The organism is Nitratireductor sp. ZSWI3 (genome assembly GCF_024655565.1).
In the GTDB taxonomy this organism is placed as follows: domain Bacteria; phylum Pseudomonadota; class Alphaproteobacteria; order Rhizobiales; family Rhizobiaceae; genus Nitratireductor.
This window is the reverse complement of the sequence record NZ_JANKOF010000012.1, coordinates 58,659-73,075: the sequence shown is the minus strand read 5'-3', so window position 1 is coordinate 73,075 and position 14,417 is coordinate 58,659. Positions and strand designations below refer to the sequence as shown.

The window sequence follows — 14,417 nt, the reverse complement described above, 5'->3', positions numbered from 1 at the left end:
ATTCCGCGGCCCCTGTCTGGCCCACTGCACCTTCTGCGCTCACCTGCGATCCGGCCGCTTCGCATGCGTTCGCTCCGATCCGAGCGGCACGAGATTTCCGCCATCCGACCGAACCTCGGGAACGCCGTTTCGAAGGAAGAACAGCGAGCGCCCGGACGGCATATCCGGTACCTTCGCGGGACGGGATTTGCCCCTGAATCCATCCATATCGGCGGCCGAAAGACCTGCTTCCTTGAGGCCTTTCAGATAAAAAACCGTCTCCTTTGGAAGCGGTCTGCCATCCCGCAAATGCTCCTCGTATCGCCCCGGTCCGGCATTGTAGGCAGCAAACAGGCCGGGAAATCCGAAGCGGTCATACATGGCGCGAAGATATCCCGTGCCGGCCAGAATATTGTCGCGCGGATCATGGGGATCGGCGCCGAGATCGTGCTCGCGGCGCATGTCCCGCCAGGTCTCGGGCATCACCTGCATGAGGCCCATGGCGCCGGCGTGGGAGGTTGTGGGACGGCCATCGAGCATGGTCCGGCCGTTGCTTTCGGCATCCATGACGGCATAAATCCAGCTCTCGGGAATTGCGAACCGGCGCGAGGCTTCCGAGACGTGGTCCTGCCAGCGCGCCAGCCGCTGATCGAGGGAAACCGCAGCCGGCTCGGCGTCGGTGGAGGCGGAGCAGGCGCAGGGCGCGAGGGCGATCGCGCCCAGCATCAGGAGGGTCAGCCGGTCCATAGCGGCACGAGCCTCCCGATGACGTTTTCGACTGGGACCGGTCCGAAATACCGGCTGTCGAAGGAGCCGGGCGCGTCACCGTTGAGCAGGAAGACCTCGCGTTCCGAGAGCCTGCGGCACGCGTTCCACCAGGGCAAAGGACGACCCCTGTGGTCTTTCTCGAGACGGCGCGCGACGATCTCGCCGCCGATGATGATGACCTCGTTGAAGGCGCAGACATGCTCGCCGGGCTGTGCTGCAATGCGCTTCACCAGCGGCACGCTGCGGGGCAGATAGCCGCGTCGCGCTGCAAGCGCGGCGACGGATTCCGGCGCGCGGGCAAGCATGAGGTCACCGCGCGCGGGCGCATCGCGACCGACGCGGTAAAGGCCGACGGGCGCGCTCGCCGAGGCGTTCCACACCAGCCGGGGCGACGGGTCTGCGAACGCGGTGAAGCCGATCAGACCCAGGCCAATCGATGCAACGGCGATCGTCTTGAGCACCCGGGCGCGGCTCAGGCGGCTGCCGATTAGACGGATGGAAGGAGGCCTGCTCATGGCCGGCCTCCACCATCGGCGCGGCCGGATCCACCCCGGTCGTCATCGGAATCGGCGTCCTGCGAACGGCCTTTCGACCAGTCGTCGAGTTCGTCGATGTGGTAGCGGACATAGCGGCCGTGCTTGCGGTATTTCGGGCCGCCGCCGGTCACCCGCATCTTTTCCAGCGTGCGCTGGGACAGGCCGATATAGAAGGCGGCCTGCGCGGTGTTGAGAAACGGGCTGCCCTTCTTGGCGCGGGCCGCGCGCTCGTTTTCGTCGTCCATGATCGTCCTCGCATCGGTTCGGGAGAAGCGCTGGCGAGGATGGGGACGCGAGGGCGCCGCGGGGACGGGCGAAGAGTCGGACGGGAGTTTTCGCCGCCCCTGGAGCGGACGAGATCGGACGGGAAGACCTGGAAAAAGCCCCCGCGCCGGCTGCGGCGCGAGGGCTCGGATCTCCGGTCAGTCGACCGGGTTCCAGATGACGGCGTAGGTGTCGTCGTCGTCCTGGCCGGCGGCGCGGCCGAGATTGGCGTAGAGCTTGCGGGGCCCGAACTCCGGTGCGGCGATTGCGAGGCTCACATAGTCCCTGCCGGAGGTCTCGCCGGTGCGGATCCAGCCCGCGCCCACCTCGATGCCCTGCGTCAGCACCCGGAAGTCGGGATGGTTGTCGGCGCTCTTGGCCTTGTTGGGCACGATGTCGATCTCGGCGCGGACGCTGAGCGTCCTGAGCTGGCCCTTGTAGCCGCCGTTTTCCTTCCTGGTGACGTATCCGATTGCAGTCATGTTCCTGTCTCCCTTGCTTGTCGCCGGGGACCATTCCCCTGCGATGGCTGACCGTGATGGGCGTGTTCGGTCCGCCTGAACCCGGCAGGACCGCAGCGTTTGCGGAGGACCCGAGCGGACAGCTTTTTTGGAGCGAAGCGGCGCGAGGAAGCCGCCGCAGGCGGCAGGGAAAAAAGCTGGCGGCGAGGGTTTCGGGCGGGCCGGACCCGCCCATAGGTCAAGAGGCCAGCGGCAAGGGAATGGTCCTCAAGACGAGCAAGGGAGACAGGCAAGACGAGCGGACGGTGCAGCAGGCAGGTGACGCAGGTTCGACGGGTTTGCTCACGTTCAGATGCCGTGCCGGATGGCATTGTGCCGAAGCAGCCATCGCCAAATCCGGCAGAACTGCGCGGGTGTTCCGAGCGCCCGGCGCCGGAGGTCATGCGGCTGAATCCGGACGAATGCCGTGCTGCAGCGAGGGCATGCCGTGCGTCCAATGCGACCGGAAGGCGGGCAAGCGGCGGCAGTTCGAATGCTGCCGCTTGCCGTCCAGTGCTCATTCGGAGACGAACAGATGCCGGACCCTTGCCCACTGATCGGCGGTGCGGAAACCGCCGCGTTCGGTGTAGTTTTCGACCGGGAATTTCATCCAGCGCGGCAGCCAGCTATCGACCTTCTGCCTGCCGTTCTCGCCCGACAGGAAGTCGCGAATAATCTTCTTCTGCGTCTTCACCTTCTCGCTGACATTGCCGTCCGCGACATGCTTGCCGGCGATGTCGGAGAGCATGGCATTGGCAATTTCCTTGTCGCGCAGGAGGTCGAAGAAGGCGTCGTCCGGCTGCCACCGGTCGCCCATGTCGACGTTCAGATGGTTGCCGAGCGCCTCGACCACCGCGCTGCCGGCCTCCAGTGTTTCGGCCATGACGACGGCCAGAACGCGCATGACATCGCCGTCGGACAACGCCAGCAATCGAGCGAACACGCTTGCCGTGGCAAAGTCGTCGCCGTTGCCGCCGGCGACACTGCCGTCCTCGTCGGGTGAGCCGAGCAGGGCCAGCGCCGCGCGCCGCTTTTCGGCGAAGGCGGCTTCGGCCCTGCTTCCGGCGATGCTCGCGGCAATGGTTTCGTTGGCCGCACGCTGCGGTTCGGGGCGCACCTGCCACAGGCCGGAACCGGTGATGACATGCGCCACCATCAGGCGCAGTACGATGCCCGGATGATCGAGCATGACTGTACGCACGGCGGCATGGCGATGCAGGTCGACATAGTTCTGCATCGGTCCTGTGAGTTTGGGTCGCGACGGTCTGGCCGGCGTTTCGGCATCCTGGCCGGACTCGCCCTTCGACCGGGCCCGGCGGGCTTCCCTGCGCGACAGCCAACCCTCGTGGCACTCGACCTCGCCGCGGTGCGAGACGCTAACGAAGACCTTGCCGCCCTTATTCTTCGGCGTCTTTTCGTGCTCCCAGGAATGGAAGTACTGGCCCGGCTCGAGCACGACCACCTCGCTCCATCCTGCCTCGATATAGGCATCGCGTCTGGCTGCAATCGCCTCGTTCTGCAACTGCCAGAACAGATCGGCGTCGGCGAAATAGCGCTCCTCGCCGAACAGGTCGGAGACGATCAGGCCGGGATAATCCTCGACCGCGAACAGCGCCACCTTGGTGGAGATCGACTGTCCGCCGAACAGCCATTGCTTCAGCTGGAAGCTGCGCGGGGCGTGCCGCTCGGGATCGATAAAAAGCGCCAGCCACTCCTTCTGTTGGACCCTGGAGGCCATGGTGAGATGACGTACGGTCTCGGCATCGATCTCCTCGCGCCGATAGGCCTCGCGTATCTTCGGGAGCAGGTCGCCGAGCGCCAGAATGCGTTTGACCAGAAGCTCGGTGATGCCGAAGGTGGCGGCGATCTCGGGAACGGTGCGGCCTTTTCTGATCAGCCGCGCAAAGGTCTCCCATTGCGAAACCTCGTCCGGGTCGAGACGGGCGATGTTCTCGATCAGCGAGGCTTCGAGCGCATTGGCATCGTCGCCATCCTCCATGATCGCACAGGGCAGCGGCTCGGTCTCGCCGCGCTCGTCGGCGACGGTTCTCGCCGCGAAATAGCGCCGCCTGCCGGCCACGATCTCGAAGTGCTCCGGCTCGCCATTGGGGCGCACCAGAAGCGGCACCAGTACACCGCGTGCGCGGACCGACGGCAGGATATCGGAGACGTCCGGTGCGCGTTTGGCATGGCGCATGTTGACCGCCGATATGTTCAACCGGTCGATGGGAATGTGGGCGAGTTGCATCGTTCTCTCGTTGGTCTGGGTTGGAATGGTCTCCGCCGCTGACGCGACAAGCGGCGCGGCGGGGACGGTTTGCGCCTACGGGCGCTCTGGTCCCGCCACATCGGGCGGAAGCTCGGAATGGGGACTGGAAAGCCTGATGGCGGCGCGGCGCAGAAGGCGTTCGGCGTCGGTGATGTGGCCGGCAATGCGCGCGGCCTCGGTATAGACCGACAGCGGAAAGCTCGCTTCGAACCAGAGGTCGCGCTCAATGCCGAGGCCGAACGCGCTCTTGACGCTTTCAAGCTCGGCGAGGCTGACGCTGCCAAGTTCGGGCGCGCCGAAGCCGAGATCGCAAAGGCCGAACAGCGTGTCGCCGTCGGGGGACATTTCGGTAAGGAGCCAGGTCGCGGCGCCTGCCGGATCGAACAGTTTCACGACGGGGAAATGATCGGTCTCGGCTTCGGCGGCGCCATTGGCGAGAAGCCGGGCACGGATGTCATCGGGGATAAGGATCATTGCTGGTTCTCCATCAGAACAGATCAAGCTGGTTGCGCGCTGCTTGATCGAACGGCCGATATCGAGCGGCTTCTGCGCCGCGCGTGGGCGCATCGGCACGTCCATCAGGACCGCCAGCCGGTCGCGCGTGGTGATCGGGCGAACGCTGGGAACGAGCGTCCGCTCGCCTTCCGCGGTCGCTTCGGACTGAAGTGTGTGGGGATCGCGGTTCTTCATGCCGCGATCCCCGCATGCGCCTCGTCTTCGGCCTCGGATCGGAAGGCGAGAAGGAAATCGGCGGCTTTCGATGCATGGCTGGCGGCGCGGAAGATGGCGCGATTGTCCTCGCGCAGCACCTTCAGCCACGAGCCGATATAGTCGGCATGGCGCACGGTCGGCGCGATGCCGAGGGCCGAGCACACGAAGGCTGCGGCCATCTCTGCAACCAGCTCCTCGCGGGCGTAGGCCTTCGAGCCGAACGTGTCGGACAGGTCACGGGCAAGCCGCGATGGATGGCCGGTCCAGTGGCCAAGCTCGTGAAAGCAAGTGCGGTAATAGTCGATCTGCTCGAAGAAGGCGGGCTGCGGCGGCAGCTGGATGTAATCGCCGGCCTGGGTGTAATAGGCACGCGCGCCGCCGATCCGGACATCCGCGCTGCTTGCCTGAATGAGCGCCTCGGCCTGCGGGATGATCTCGCGTTCGGGCAGCGGCTCGGCGTTGCCGTGAAGGTCGCCAGGCAGGCCGTCGCACTGCGCGACGTTGAAGACGGTGAAGCGCTTCAGGTACGGCACTGCCTGCGGCTCGTCGCCTTCGGCTTTAGCGCGCTCCTTTTCCTCCTTCGGAATGAAGCGGTCGGCATGAACGATGGTCGTGCCACGCTCGCCCTTGCGGACATTCCCGCCGAGGGACAGCGCCTGCCGGAAGGTCAGCCAGTTCTGGCAGGCAAAACCGCGCTCGATGACCGCGCCCCACAGGATCAGGATGTTGATGCCGGAATAGGTGCGGCCGGTGGCGGCATTCCTCGGCAGGCCAAGGGTCGCCTTCGCCCGCCCCCATGGCCTGACCCAGGGCACAGCCCCGCGCTCCAGATCGGCGATGATGCGGTCGGTGATTTCGGAATAAAGGCTGGCCGTCGGGCGCTGCCCCTTCTTGGCACCTGCCTTGCCACGGGCAGGATGCTTGCCGGTCTTGCGCATGATCTCGTCCTCCGCTCGCAAATCTCGCGCGCCTTTCCCCGGAAGCGGGGTGGGCGGCGAGAAACGACCGGAAAGGCCCACCGTCGGAGGCGGCCGGCATCCGTAGGAACGAAACGAAGTGGAGGACCCGGAGCGCAAGCGGAGGGTTGCGGGCCGCCGCGGCGGGCCTAGAAGGGAGTGCCGCCCACCCTGCGCCCCGGGGAAAGGCCAACGGACAAAGACGCCGCCTCAAAGGCGGCGGCCGTACCAGCCCGGAGGGCTGCCCGCGCTAGGGGGCGAAGCCGCATGGCCGAGACCGCCTGAGCGAAGCGAGGAAAAAGCGGGCTCGGTTCACAAGCACCCGGTGCGCGCCAGCAGGCGCGCGGGCGCAAAGGTGTCAATTCGGCCAGGCTTGGCTTGCGTGGATTTCTATCGTTGTCGTGGCGTGATCAGTGCGCAGGGATCGACATCCAGCGCTCTCGCTAGCCGGCCCAGCACGCTGACGCTCGCTGCGACCCGAGCGCGCTCGATCGAACCCACATAGCGCATGCTGAGCTCTGCGCGGGCTGCCAGTTCTTCTTGCGTCAGGTTCTGCTCATGGCGCAAACGACGCATGTTGATCGCCATGACCTCCTTGAGGTCCATGGCCAGATAGGGACCAGAACCGGAACTATCGTTCTAGGAACGATAGTTCCTATTCGTTATACTACGCAGGTCTAGTGAATGCTTTGTCTTGTCCGATAACAATCGGACCGCAGGGCATTACATTCAATTTCGAATCTGCACGAAGGCCGCAATGAAACTGGAAATCCAAGACGAAGTCCCCTGGTCGGACAGTCTGACCCGCTACGACAACGAACACTTCACAACCTACATGAGGCTCCTGGACGCGTCTGCGGAAGATGCCAGCGAGGGGGAGATGGCGCAGATCATCCTCGGCATCGATCCGGTGCGAGAACCAGACCGCGCCCGAAAAGCCGTGCGAAGCCATCTCGCTCGGGCAAACTGGATGGTTACGGAGGGATACAAGGAACTGTTCGCGCACTGATCAGCGTGGGCGAGACGATCCCAGTTTCCTTCACACGAGGAAATCCCGATAGCCACGATTCATGAGCATGCGGCCGCGCCGGACAGCGCGGCGGATGCGGTCACGGAGGTGGTCGCCCGGATCCATCCAGTCGACCTGGACGCGCCGCTCGCCCAACAAGGCCGTCGCGATTTCACGCTGAGACGCTCCAGCCAGCGATCCGTCAAGCGCCTGAAGCACAAAGCGTAGGCGGTTGCCGCGCGCCTCAGGTGGGAACAGCCTGTCCGGGAGCTGTTCGGTCGCGTGAAGAGCATTGAGACATTCGAGCGCATTCATGCGATGTCTCAACTGATCGGCCGGCCAGATCGCGTCGGTGCGGAGCCGAACGGGCTGCAGAACATTCGAGCCCGTCACCAGGAGCTGGAGATCCCTGCGAGCATCCCGCAGCAGGACATGCTGGCGACCATCGGCCGTTTTCAGGATCGTTGCCTGGCATGGCAATGCAACGAGATCGAACGAACATCCCGCCGCCGGCAACGATGCCGGTTCGGCGACAACCGGCAGCACATGCGGGCATTGGCAGGGGCACCAGATCACCGCCGCATCACTCCTCAAGGAGCTTGCGAAACAGGAGCCCCCATCCTGCCAGGTTGAATGACGATGTGATCACGTCGACATCCATGCGCCTTTCGGCATACCGGGCGTGCTCCAGCGCGCGCATCAGATCACGCCGGAATGCCGGATTGCGCCTCAGAAACTCCCAGGCCCAGCCGCGTCGTGTCAGGCGCCGCGTATGGCCATAGGTGTTGCGAAACCGCCAATCCGGCCAATCGGCGACACTGCCCGTCAAAACCATGTCACGCAGCGATGCCGATTACAGGCGCCCACAGCACGGGACCTGCGAGACCGCCATTGTGACGGATTGCAGCAAGGCTCTCATCGGAGACGTCCAGAAAGCCGGCAACGGCGCGAGTGGTGCCGATGGTCTGCGGTGCACCAATCCGGTCCAACGGCCAGCCGGCTCGACGCAGAATCCGCTCCATGCGCAGGTCGGTTACCGTCACGATCCTGCGCAGTCGGCGCGCCAGGCCGAACTCGATCATGCCGGCGAAGAGTTCATACGTGCCGAGCGCAATCCCTCCTGCCCGTTTCGGTGCGGATGACGGCAGATCAAGCGCGAAGCGGCTGCTTTCCCAGATTTGGGCCGTCTGGGGTGCCGACATGCCGCTCAGAAGCGTGGAGAACGTATCGCGCAGCATTGTGGGTCCGGTTGACGGAAGAAGACGCACGCAACCATCGACGCTCCCTTCATCACCGCGCAGCAGCAGGTAACATGGTTTCAGCGCATCGAATGCATCGATTTCGAACCCGCCGCGCGTGCGCACGTCCCAGCCGAGCCGCTCCTTGAAGACACGGTATCGCAGGCGGTGCATGTCATGGAGTTCGTCGGCAAAATTACCGTACCAGTCGGGCGCAATAAGCTGCATCATTGTGGCCTCCTTGCAGGAATGACCCTGCCATTGGAGGCGAATGCTCACGCCGAGACAGCCTGCGCACACGCACAGGTAGACACGGTTTTCAGAGAGTTGAAGAACTTGAAGAGGCCAGCAAAACCACCGCCTGATTGATGGTGCGCACGCCGAGTTTCCTTCTCGCATTGTCGAGATGGAAGGAGGCGGTGCGCTTCCTGATTCCGAGGATGCCGCCGATCTCCCAGGCAGACTTTCCGCGGGCAGCCCACTGCAAACATTCGTACTCACGAGGCGTCAGCTTGACGCCGTCCACCCTTCGATCGCCAGACAGCTTCCGGCGGACGCTTATATGAAAGCACATCGCCATGAGCTGGAGCGCCTGCCCATAGCGCTCGGCGACGCGCAGGAACGTCGGATCGGGTTCATCCGCGGCGAAGGTCATCGCAGCGACACCACCCCGGTGATCAACAACCGGGATCGTCAATCCGCAGCAGATACCGAAAGCCGCTGCCTCATCGAACACCTGACGCTGCCGTTTCGATGAGCCGATGCGACCGAATTCCGGACCCCATGGAAAGGGGCACGTGCCGCACCGCACCTGCTCGATCACCGGATCGAAATCTTCGTATCGCTTGCGCAAGTAATACGATGTCCAGCAGGACGGGTAGTTCGAGATTAGCTTGGGTTTGGCCGCGGTTTCGACGGGCAAGGACAAATAGGCGAATGTTTCCAAACCGAGCGCATAAGCCGCTTCGGCCATCGCCTCGCGAAAGTCGACCTCGTCAATGCTTTCCGACAAGCGTTCGAGGAAAGTTTCGAAAACAAGCTGCATGACTTGCCGTCATTCAATTTTCCCGATGGCCGGCGCGTCTCGATCCGGCGGTTCTGGCAATATGCATTTCTCCTGGGTGAGCCAAAGGAAACGTGGTCGGAGCTTTCGAAGGTGTCAGCCGAGCGGATGTAGTTCGATCGCCAGCCAGATGCCTTCGCGAACCGTATAGTAGCGGTGCCAGGGATAGGTCCATTCATTGGCGCCGGTAACCCTGCAGAACGGTTCATGGGTAAAGCCCGGCATCATTACGACATCCTCGTATATGGTGGATGCGTCGTTCTCGCGAAACTTCTGCATTCGGCCTTCGCCGTGAATCTGCGTGTGCACCTCGAGAAAGGGATGCTCCGTATGGATGAAGCAGTCCGTCTCGCATGGCGACCACCAGCATTTGAGCCTGATTTCGAATTCCTGCCTTCGTGAAGGCTCGGCGACCGGCTTCTCGCGGGTGAAGGCGAATGGATCTTCTTGCACCGTTCCGACGCTGTCGATCTTCGAAACATATAGCGGCGTCTCTCTGGGAAAGCCTGCGAACTGTTCGCCGAACCATTGCCAGCCGCGAAACATCACGCCGCCGAGATTTTCGATTTCCGTGATCTTGAGAACGGCGATCCGCCGCGCCGAGATGACCTGCTTGTTCCGCACGATCGTCGAGCGCCAGGGAAAGATCGGAGCGTTCACCTTACCTTCGACCTCGATGATTTCCGGCGACAGGTTGACGACAATGCCGTCAACCTCACAATTCTCCACGTTTTCGATCAGAACGGCCGACATATGCCGGTCGGCAAAAATCAGATCACGCCGCGTGTTTTTCCCGGACAAATCGAGACTCCTCAAAAAGCGAATTTGTGGTATCGATATATTAGATCGATCTAGTGATCTAAACAAGCGTGATTATAGCCAAAATCAGCGGAGAGGAAGGTAGCCATGAAAAAGATCGTAGTTGCGGTGCTGGGGGCAAACGGGTGGATGGGAAAGGTCCACTCCAACGCCTATGCCGGTCTCGAACGGCAATTTGGAGATCTTGGCGCGGAGGTTCGGATCAAATGGCTGATCGACCAGGACGAGGCAGCGATCGAGAAACTCGCCCGCCGGCTGGGCGGATGCCAGACGTCGACCGACTGGACCGACGCGGTCTCGGACCCGGAGGTCGATCTGATCGACATATGCCTGCCGGACAAGATTCACTACGAGGTCGCCAAGGCGGCCCTGCAGGCCGGAAAACACGTCTATTGCGAAAAACCGATGACTGACACGGGTGATCAGGCGCGCGAGATCGCGGCCATCGCACGCGAGAAGGGGCTCATTACCCGCGTCGGACACAGCTTTCCGGTCAATCCGGCGCACCGGCTGGCAAAGCGCCTGATCGACAACGGAGACATCGGCGATATCACCTTTTTCAAAGGCGCCCAGCACGTCGATACCCATGGCAGTCCGCTTGCGCCATTTATCTGGCGCCTCGACGGCGATCTCGCCGCCACTGGCATTGTCGGCGACACGGGTTCGCATGTTTTCAGCTTCATGGACTATCTGGTGGGGCCTATCGACGAACTGACCGCCCATTGCCCGATACTCTTCCCGGAGCGGCCCGAGGTCTCCGGTGCAGTCTACGGTCAGGCCGTCGAAATCGCCGCGGATACGCCGAAGCGCGCGGTCACGAATCCCGATCTCGGCATGCTCATGTGCAGGTTCAGGAACGGCGCGGTTGGCATCGTTGATTTCAGCCGCATCGCGACCGGCAAGCGCTTTGTTCAGCGCTATGAAATATACGGCACCAAGGGCGCGATCACCTACGACTACGACAACATCACACGCCTGCATGTCTATCAGGCCCCGGGGAATGGAAGGCCTGCGGGATTCACAGCTGTCGATGTCGGCCCCGATATGCCCGAATACGGGGCCTATCTGCCATTGGCCAATTTCGGCCTGGGTTATAATGAGATCAAGGCCTACGAGGTCCGCGAGGTCATCGGCTCGATCGTCGACAACAGGGAAATCTGGCCCACCTTCACCGATGCCCAGCGTATCGTTGGGCTCGTGGATGCGTGCATGGAATCGCACGCCTCGAGGAAGTGGGTTCAGGTCAACAACGGCAATTGAACAAGAACTTCCGGAAACGCGGGGTGCGGCATTTGCCGGCCCCGCGCAAGCCGATTGTCTGCCGGACGCATCTAAGGGCGCGGAAACCAGCGCCCCTGGCGTGGTCCGGTCTGGAATTGGACAGTCTTGATCTCGGTGAATTCCTCAATGCCGGCCTTGCCGTTCTCCCGGCCGAGTCCGCTCTGCTTGCAGCCGCCGAACGGAAGCTCCGGAGGTCCGCTGAGATAGGTGTTGACCCACACGGTGCCGGCCTGCAGTTCCCTTCCAAATCGCATCGCCCTTTCATAGTCAGACGTCCAGACGCTCGCAGACAGGCCGTACTCAGTCTGGTTGGCGATGCGAAGTGCCTCGTCGTCGCTGTCAAACGGCATTGCCACGGCAACCGGACCGAACACCTCCTCATTGGCGATCGGCGCGTTATTGTCGACGCCCGTTACAAGGCAAGGCTGGGCATAATATCCGGCCTCGGATCTCAGCCGGCCTTTGCCGAGATGGATCCGTGCACCATCCCGCTCCGCGCGGTCGACAAACGCACAGATCTTGTCGAGGTGCTGCTCGTGAATGATGGCACCGACCTGAGTTTGCGGGTCCAGGGGATCGCCTACCCTTACCTGGCTGGCCAATTCCTTGACCCGGCCGATGAACCGGTCGAACACCGAGCGTTCCACCAGAATGCGTGCGCCGCAATTGCAGTTTTCGCCCGCATTCTTGAAAGCGCCTTCGACGACCGCGTCCGCGGCATCTTCCAAATCCGCATCGGCAAAAACGACCTGGGCGTTCTTGCCGCCCAATTCGAGCGAGACCTTCTTGATGTGCGCCGCCGATGCCGCGATCGCCACCTTCCCGACCCGGGTCGAGCCGGTGAACGATATCATGTCCACATCGGGGTGATCGAGCATCCGCTGGCCCACAGGATCGCCGAAGCCGGTAAGGACGTTGAGGACGCCGTTCGGCAATCCGGCCTCTTGCACGAGCTCGGCGATCATCAGTGTCGTTGCCGAAGTGAACTCGCTGGGTTTCAGGACCACGGTACAGCCGGCCGCCAGCGCGAAGGGCAATTTTTGCGAAACAACGAGGACGGGGAAATTCCAGGGCGTGACAATCGACACGACCCCGACCGGTTCGCGCAGAATTGCGGCTAGAAGATTGTCGCCCAGATTCGAGTGCGCCTCGCCGTGCAGTGTGCGGGCCAATCCGGCGCAATAGTTCCAGATATCCGCCGACGCAAATATTTCCCGACGCGCGGATGTAATTGTCTTTCCGCTTTCCAGCGTTTCGAACAACGCCAGTTCGTCCGCATGCTCGCGCATCAGATTTGCCGTTGCGGCGAGTATGCCGGCGCGTTCCACGCCCGGCATACGCCGCCAGCCACCCGTGTCGAATGCCTCGCGCGCAGCTCCGACAGCCATATCCACATCCGCGACACCCGCTTTTGGATAGTTGCCCACTTCGCGGGAATTGCCCGGAGAAGCACGCACAAACGTCTCTCCCGAAACCGCGTCGCACCAGCGGCCGTCGATCAACATCTGGCGTTTCACAGCTTGTTGGGGAATGCGGTCGTCAAGATATTGTCGGATCAGTGCATTGTCATTGTGAAGCATTTGAAACCCCTTGGGGCGGAACAGTGGCCAACAGAAAGGGCGAGACGCGATGCCCCGCCCTTCTACTCCCGGCAGCCTGCCTCAGAGCGAAGCTAGACCGTCGACGATGCGCTGCACGGCATCATCGGCCGAAATAGAAGTATCATTGGCGAAGGCCGTAATCGCGTCTTCGAACACGCCGCGGACCTCTCGAGGCTGTGCGTGGTTCTGAGCGAGAGACGGCAGCATGGTGCCCTGCTCCGTCGCTTCCGCACGATCAGAAATGGCTGCAGCGCCGCACACATCGAAGGCGGCCGCATCAATGTCCATACGCGCCGGGATCGAACCCTTGCGGATATTGAATTCGGTCTGGACTGCGGGATCCATGGTCATGCGCGCCATTTCGGTCTGGGCCTTCCGAGCCTCTTCGTCCCTGACGGAGAAGAAACCCCAGTAGTCAGCCAGATAGATGAAGGTGCCATCAGTGCCAGGCGCCGGCGCGCAGACATAATCGGTATCGGCCTCCTTTTCGGCAACGATGAACTCACCCTTCGCCCAATCGCCCATGAAATGGAAAGCGGCCTGGTCTTCGATCACCATCGCGGTGGCAAGATTCCAGTCGCGGTTTGAAGCGTTGGGATCGGCGTAGCTCAAGACCTTACGGAAGGTCTCAAACACGTTTTTCATCTCGTCCGAAGTCAGAGTCGTCTTGTCGAGACCAACGAAAGCCCTAGTATGAAAGTCGGGCCCGTAAAGGCCAACCGCAATGTCTTCCCAAAGCATGAATTCCTGCCAGGCTTGGCCACCATGCGCAAGCGGCAGAACGCCATCGGCTTTCATCTCGTCGGCGACCTCGAACCACGCGTCCCAGGTGTCCGGCATTTCGCCACCATAATTGTCGAGGATCTCCTTCGAGGCCCACATCCAGTTGTGGCGGTGCATGTTGAACGGCACTGCAACGTAGGTGCCGTCACGCTTTGCGTAGTTCTGCAGGTCAGGTGACATGACAGCGTCCCAGTTTTCGGCAGCCGCGAGTTCGTTGAGATCGCCGAGAAGCCCTGCATCCCTGTATTCAATGACCTGCTGGCCATGCATCTGCATGGCGGCCGGCGGATCTCCCGCGGCCACGCGAGCCTGCAGCACCTGCAGAGCGTTTGTCCCGGAACCGCCGGCAACGGCCGCGTCCTCCCAAGCGATACCGTCGCTCTCCAGTGCCTCCTTCAACACATTCAGCGCGTTGGCTTCGCCACCGGACGTCCACCAGTGCATGACCTCGACGGACTCCTGCGCAGCGGCAGAAGAAACGCTCATCAACGCCGCCACGCCGGTGGCGGTTGCCCATTTGATTATCGACACTCTCGGATTTGCAGTGTACTTCATTGTGTTCTCCCTGTCCTTCTTCTCTGCCGCTTTTGCGGCGGTTACCGGCATCTCCGTGAGGTACACGACGACACCAAGTTCCTCC

General features: G+C 62.5%; 17 protein-coding genes. 2 read left to right on the top strand and 15 right to left on the bottom strand.

Annotated elements, in window-relative coordinates; genetic code table 11:
• Positions 1-39: 39 nt before the first annotated feature.
• The 8 genes from NUU27_RS06610 to NUU27_RS06575 all read right to left on the bottom strand — a co-directional run bounded on the left by NUU27_RS06610 (position 40) and on the right by NUU27_RS06575 (position 6,589).
• Entirely contained in the window at positions 40-726 is a 687-nt protein-coding gene (locus NUU27_RS06610) for a lytic transglycosylase domain-containing protein (RefSeq protein ID WP_257761290.1), read from the bottom strand.
• The gene (locus NUU27_RS06605; RefSeq protein ID WP_257761289.1) at positions 714-1,262 is read right to left on the bottom strand and encodes a S26 family signal peptidase; all 549 of its coding nucleotides are present in this window, start codon (positions 1,260-1,262) and stop codon (positions 714-716) included. Before NUU27_RS06605 ends, NUU27_RS06610 begins: the two co-directional genes overlap by 13 nt.
• Entirely contained in the window at positions 1,259-1,528 is a 270-nt protein-coding gene (locus NUU27_RS06600; protein WP_257761288.1) for an AlpA family transcriptional regulator, read from the bottom strand. The genes NUU27_RS06605 and NUU27_RS06600 overlap by 4 nt, the downstream gene beginning before the upstream one ends.
• 177 nt (positions 1,529-1,705) lie before the next feature.
• Entirely contained in the window at positions 1,706-2,029 is a 324-nt protein-coding gene (locus NUU27_RS06595; RefSeq protein WP_257761287.1) for a DUF736 domain-containing protein, read from the bottom strand.
• A gap of 535 nt (positions 2,030-2,564) precedes the next feature.
• Positions 2,565-4,295, bottom strand: a complete 1,731-nt coding sequence (locus NUU27_RS06590; protein WP_257761286.1) for a ParB/RepB/Spo0J family partition protein — start codon at positions 4,293-4,295, stop codon at positions 2,565-2,567.
• Positions 4,296-4,370: 75 nt separating this feature from the next.
• Positions 4,371-5,006, bottom strand: a complete 636-nt coding sequence (locus tag NUU27_RS06585; RefSeq protein ID WP_374565880.1) for a DUF2958 domain-containing protein — start codon at positions 5,004-5,006, stop codon at positions 4,371-4,373.
• Complete coding sequence (locus NUU27_RS06580; protein WP_257761285.1) at positions 5,003-5,965, bottom strand: ArdC family protein; 963 nt, start codon at positions 5,963-5,965, stop codon at positions 5,003-5,005. Before NUU27_RS06580 ends, NUU27_RS06585 begins: the two co-directional genes overlap by 4 nt.
• Positions 5,966-6,373: 408 nt before the next feature.
• The gene (locus tag NUU27_RS06575; RefSeq protein WP_257761284.1) at positions 6,374-6,589 is read right to left on the bottom strand and encodes a helix-turn-helix domain-containing protein; all 216 of its coding nucleotides are present in this window, start codon (positions 6,587-6,589) and stop codon (positions 6,374-6,376) included.
• A gap of 151 nt (positions 6,590-6,740) precedes the next feature.
• On the opposite strand from NUU27_RS06575, the gene NUU27_RS06570 reads away from it, so the two are divergent.
• The gene (locus NUU27_RS06570) at positions 6,741-6,992 is read left to right on the top strand and encodes a DNA -binding domain-containing protein (RefSeq protein ID WP_257761283.1); all 252 of its coding nucleotides are present in this window, start codon (positions 6,741-6,743) and stop codon (positions 6,990-6,992) included.
• 30 nt (positions 6,993-7,022) lie between these two features.
• Here the strand turns inward: NUU27_RS06570 and NUU27_RS06565 are convergent, their stop codons facing one another.
• From NUU27_RS06565 to NUU27_RS06545, 5 genes are all read right to left on the bottom strand, one after another.
• Positions 7,023-7,568, bottom strand: a complete 546-nt coding sequence (locus NUU27_RS06565; protein WP_257761282.1) for a DNA -binding domain-containing protein — start codon at positions 7,566-7,568, stop codon at positions 7,023-7,025.
• A gap of 7 nt (positions 7,569-7,575) precedes the next feature.
• The gene (locus NUU27_RS06560; protein ID WP_257761281.1) at positions 7,576-7,821 is read right to left on the bottom strand and encodes a transcriptional regulator domain-containing protein; all 246 of its coding nucleotides are present in this window, start codon (positions 7,819-7,821) and stop codon (positions 7,576-7,578) included.
• Positions 7,822-7,828: 7 nt separating this feature from the next.
• On the bottom strand, positions 7,829-8,461 hold the full coding sequence (locus tag NUU27_RS06555) for an acyl-homoserine-lactone synthase (RefSeq protein WP_257761280.1): 633 nt from the start codon (positions 8,459-8,461) through the stop codon (positions 7,829-7,831).
• An 88-nt stretch (positions 8,462-8,549) separates the two neighbouring features.
• Positions 8,550-9,275 carry a LuxR family transcriptional regulator gene (locus NUU27_RS06550; protein ID WP_257761279.1) on the bottom strand — a complete coding sequence of 242 codons (726 nt, stop codon included), beginning with the start codon at positions 9,273-9,275 and terminating at the stop codon, positions 8,550-8,552.
• Positions 9,276-9,389: 114 nt separating this feature from the next.
• Positions 9,390-10,094 carry a hypothetical protein gene (locus NUU27_RS06545; RefSeq protein ID WP_257761278.1) on the bottom strand — a complete coding sequence of 235 codons (705 nt, stop codon included), beginning with the start codon at positions 10,092-10,094 and terminating at the stop codon, positions 9,390-9,392.
• Between the two features lie 105 nt (positions 10,095-10,199).
• On the opposite strand from NUU27_RS06545, the gene NUU27_RS06540 reads away from it, so the two are divergent.
• The gene (locus tag NUU27_RS06540; protein ID WP_257761277.1) at positions 10,200-11,372 is read left to right on the top strand and encodes a Gfo/Idh/MocA family protein; all 1,173 of its coding nucleotides are present in this window, start codon (positions 10,200-10,202) and stop codon (positions 11,370-11,372) included.
• Between the two features lie 71 nt (positions 11,373-11,443).
• On the opposite strand, the gene NUU27_RS06535 is transcribed toward NUU27_RS06540, so the two are convergent.
• Together NUU27_RS06535 and NUU27_RS06530 are read right to left on the bottom strand one after the other, a co-directional pair.
• On the bottom strand, positions 11,444-12,898 hold the full coding sequence (locus NUU27_RS06535) for an aldehyde dehydrogenase family protein (RefSeq protein ID WP_257761293.1): 1,455 nt from the start codon (positions 12,896-12,898) through the stop codon (positions 11,444-11,446).
• Positions 12,899-13,054: 156 nt separating this feature from the next.
• On the bottom strand, positions 13,055-14,332 hold the full coding sequence (locus tag NUU27_RS06530; protein ID WP_257761276.1) for an ABC transporter substrate-binding protein: 1,278 nt from the start codon (positions 14,330-14,332) through the stop codon (positions 13,055-13,057).
• Between the last annotated feature and the right edge of the window lie 85 nt (positions 14,333-14,417).

Excerpts from the sequence above, each read along its gene's own strand:
- NUU27_RS06610 (WP_257761290.1), bottom strand. The coding sequence starts at position 726 with ATGGACCGGCTGACCCTCCTGATGCTGGGCGCGATCGCCCTCGCGCCC.
- NUU27_RS06605 (WP_257761289.1), bottom strand. The coding sequence starts at position 1,262 with ATGAGCAGGCCTCCTTCCATCCGTCTAATCGGCAGCCGCCTGAGCCGC.
- NUU27_RS06600 (WP_257761288.1), bottom strand. The coding sequence starts at position 1,528 with ATGGACGACGAAAACGAGCGCGCGGCCCGCGCCAAGAAGGGCAGCCCG.
- NUU27_RS06595 (WP_257761287.1), bottom strand. The coding sequence starts at position 2,029 with ATGACTGCAATCGGATACGTCACCAGGAAGGAAAACGGCGGCTACAAG.
- NUU27_RS06590 (WP_257761286.1), bottom strand. The coding sequence starts at position 4,295 with ATGCAACTCGCCCACATTCCCATCGACCGGTTGAACATATCGGCGGTC.
- NUU27_RS06585 (WP_374565880.1), bottom strand. The coding sequence starts at position 5,006 with ATGAAGAACCGCGATCCCCACACACTTCAGTCCGAAGCGACCGCGGAA.
- NUU27_RS06580 (WP_257761285.1), bottom strand. The coding sequence starts at position 5,965 with ATGCGCAAGACCGGCAAGCATCCTGCCCGTGGCAAGGCAGGTGCCAAG.
- NUU27_RS06575 (WP_257761284.1), bottom strand. The coding sequence starts at position 6,589 with ATGGACCTCAAGGAGGTCATGGCGATCAACATGCGTCGTTTGCGCCAT.
- NUU27_RS06570 (WP_257761283.1), top strand. The coding sequence starts at position 6,741 with ATGAAACTGGAAATCCAAGACGAAGTCCCCTGGTCGGACAGTCTGACC.
- NUU27_RS06555 (WP_257761280.1), bottom strand. The coding sequence starts at position 8,461 with ATGATGCAGCTTATTGCGCCCGACTGGTACGGTAATTTTGCCGACGAA.
- NUU27_RS06550 (WP_257761279.1), bottom strand. The coding sequence starts at position 9,275 with ATGCAGCTTGTTTTCGAAACTTTCCTCGAACGCTTGTCGGAAAGCATT.
- NUU27_RS06540 (WP_257761277.1), top strand. The coding sequence starts at position 10,200 with ATGAAAAAGATCGTAGTTGCGGTGCTGGGGGCAAACGGGTGGATGGGA.
- NUU27_RS06535 (WP_257761293.1), bottom strand. The coding sequence starts at position 12,898 with ATGTTGATCGACGGCCGCTGGTGCGACGCGGTTTCGGGAGAGACGTTT.
- NUU27_RS06530 (WP_257761276.1), bottom strand. The coding sequence starts at position 14,332 with ATGAAGTACACTGCAAATCCGAGAGTGTCGATAATCAAATGGGCAACC.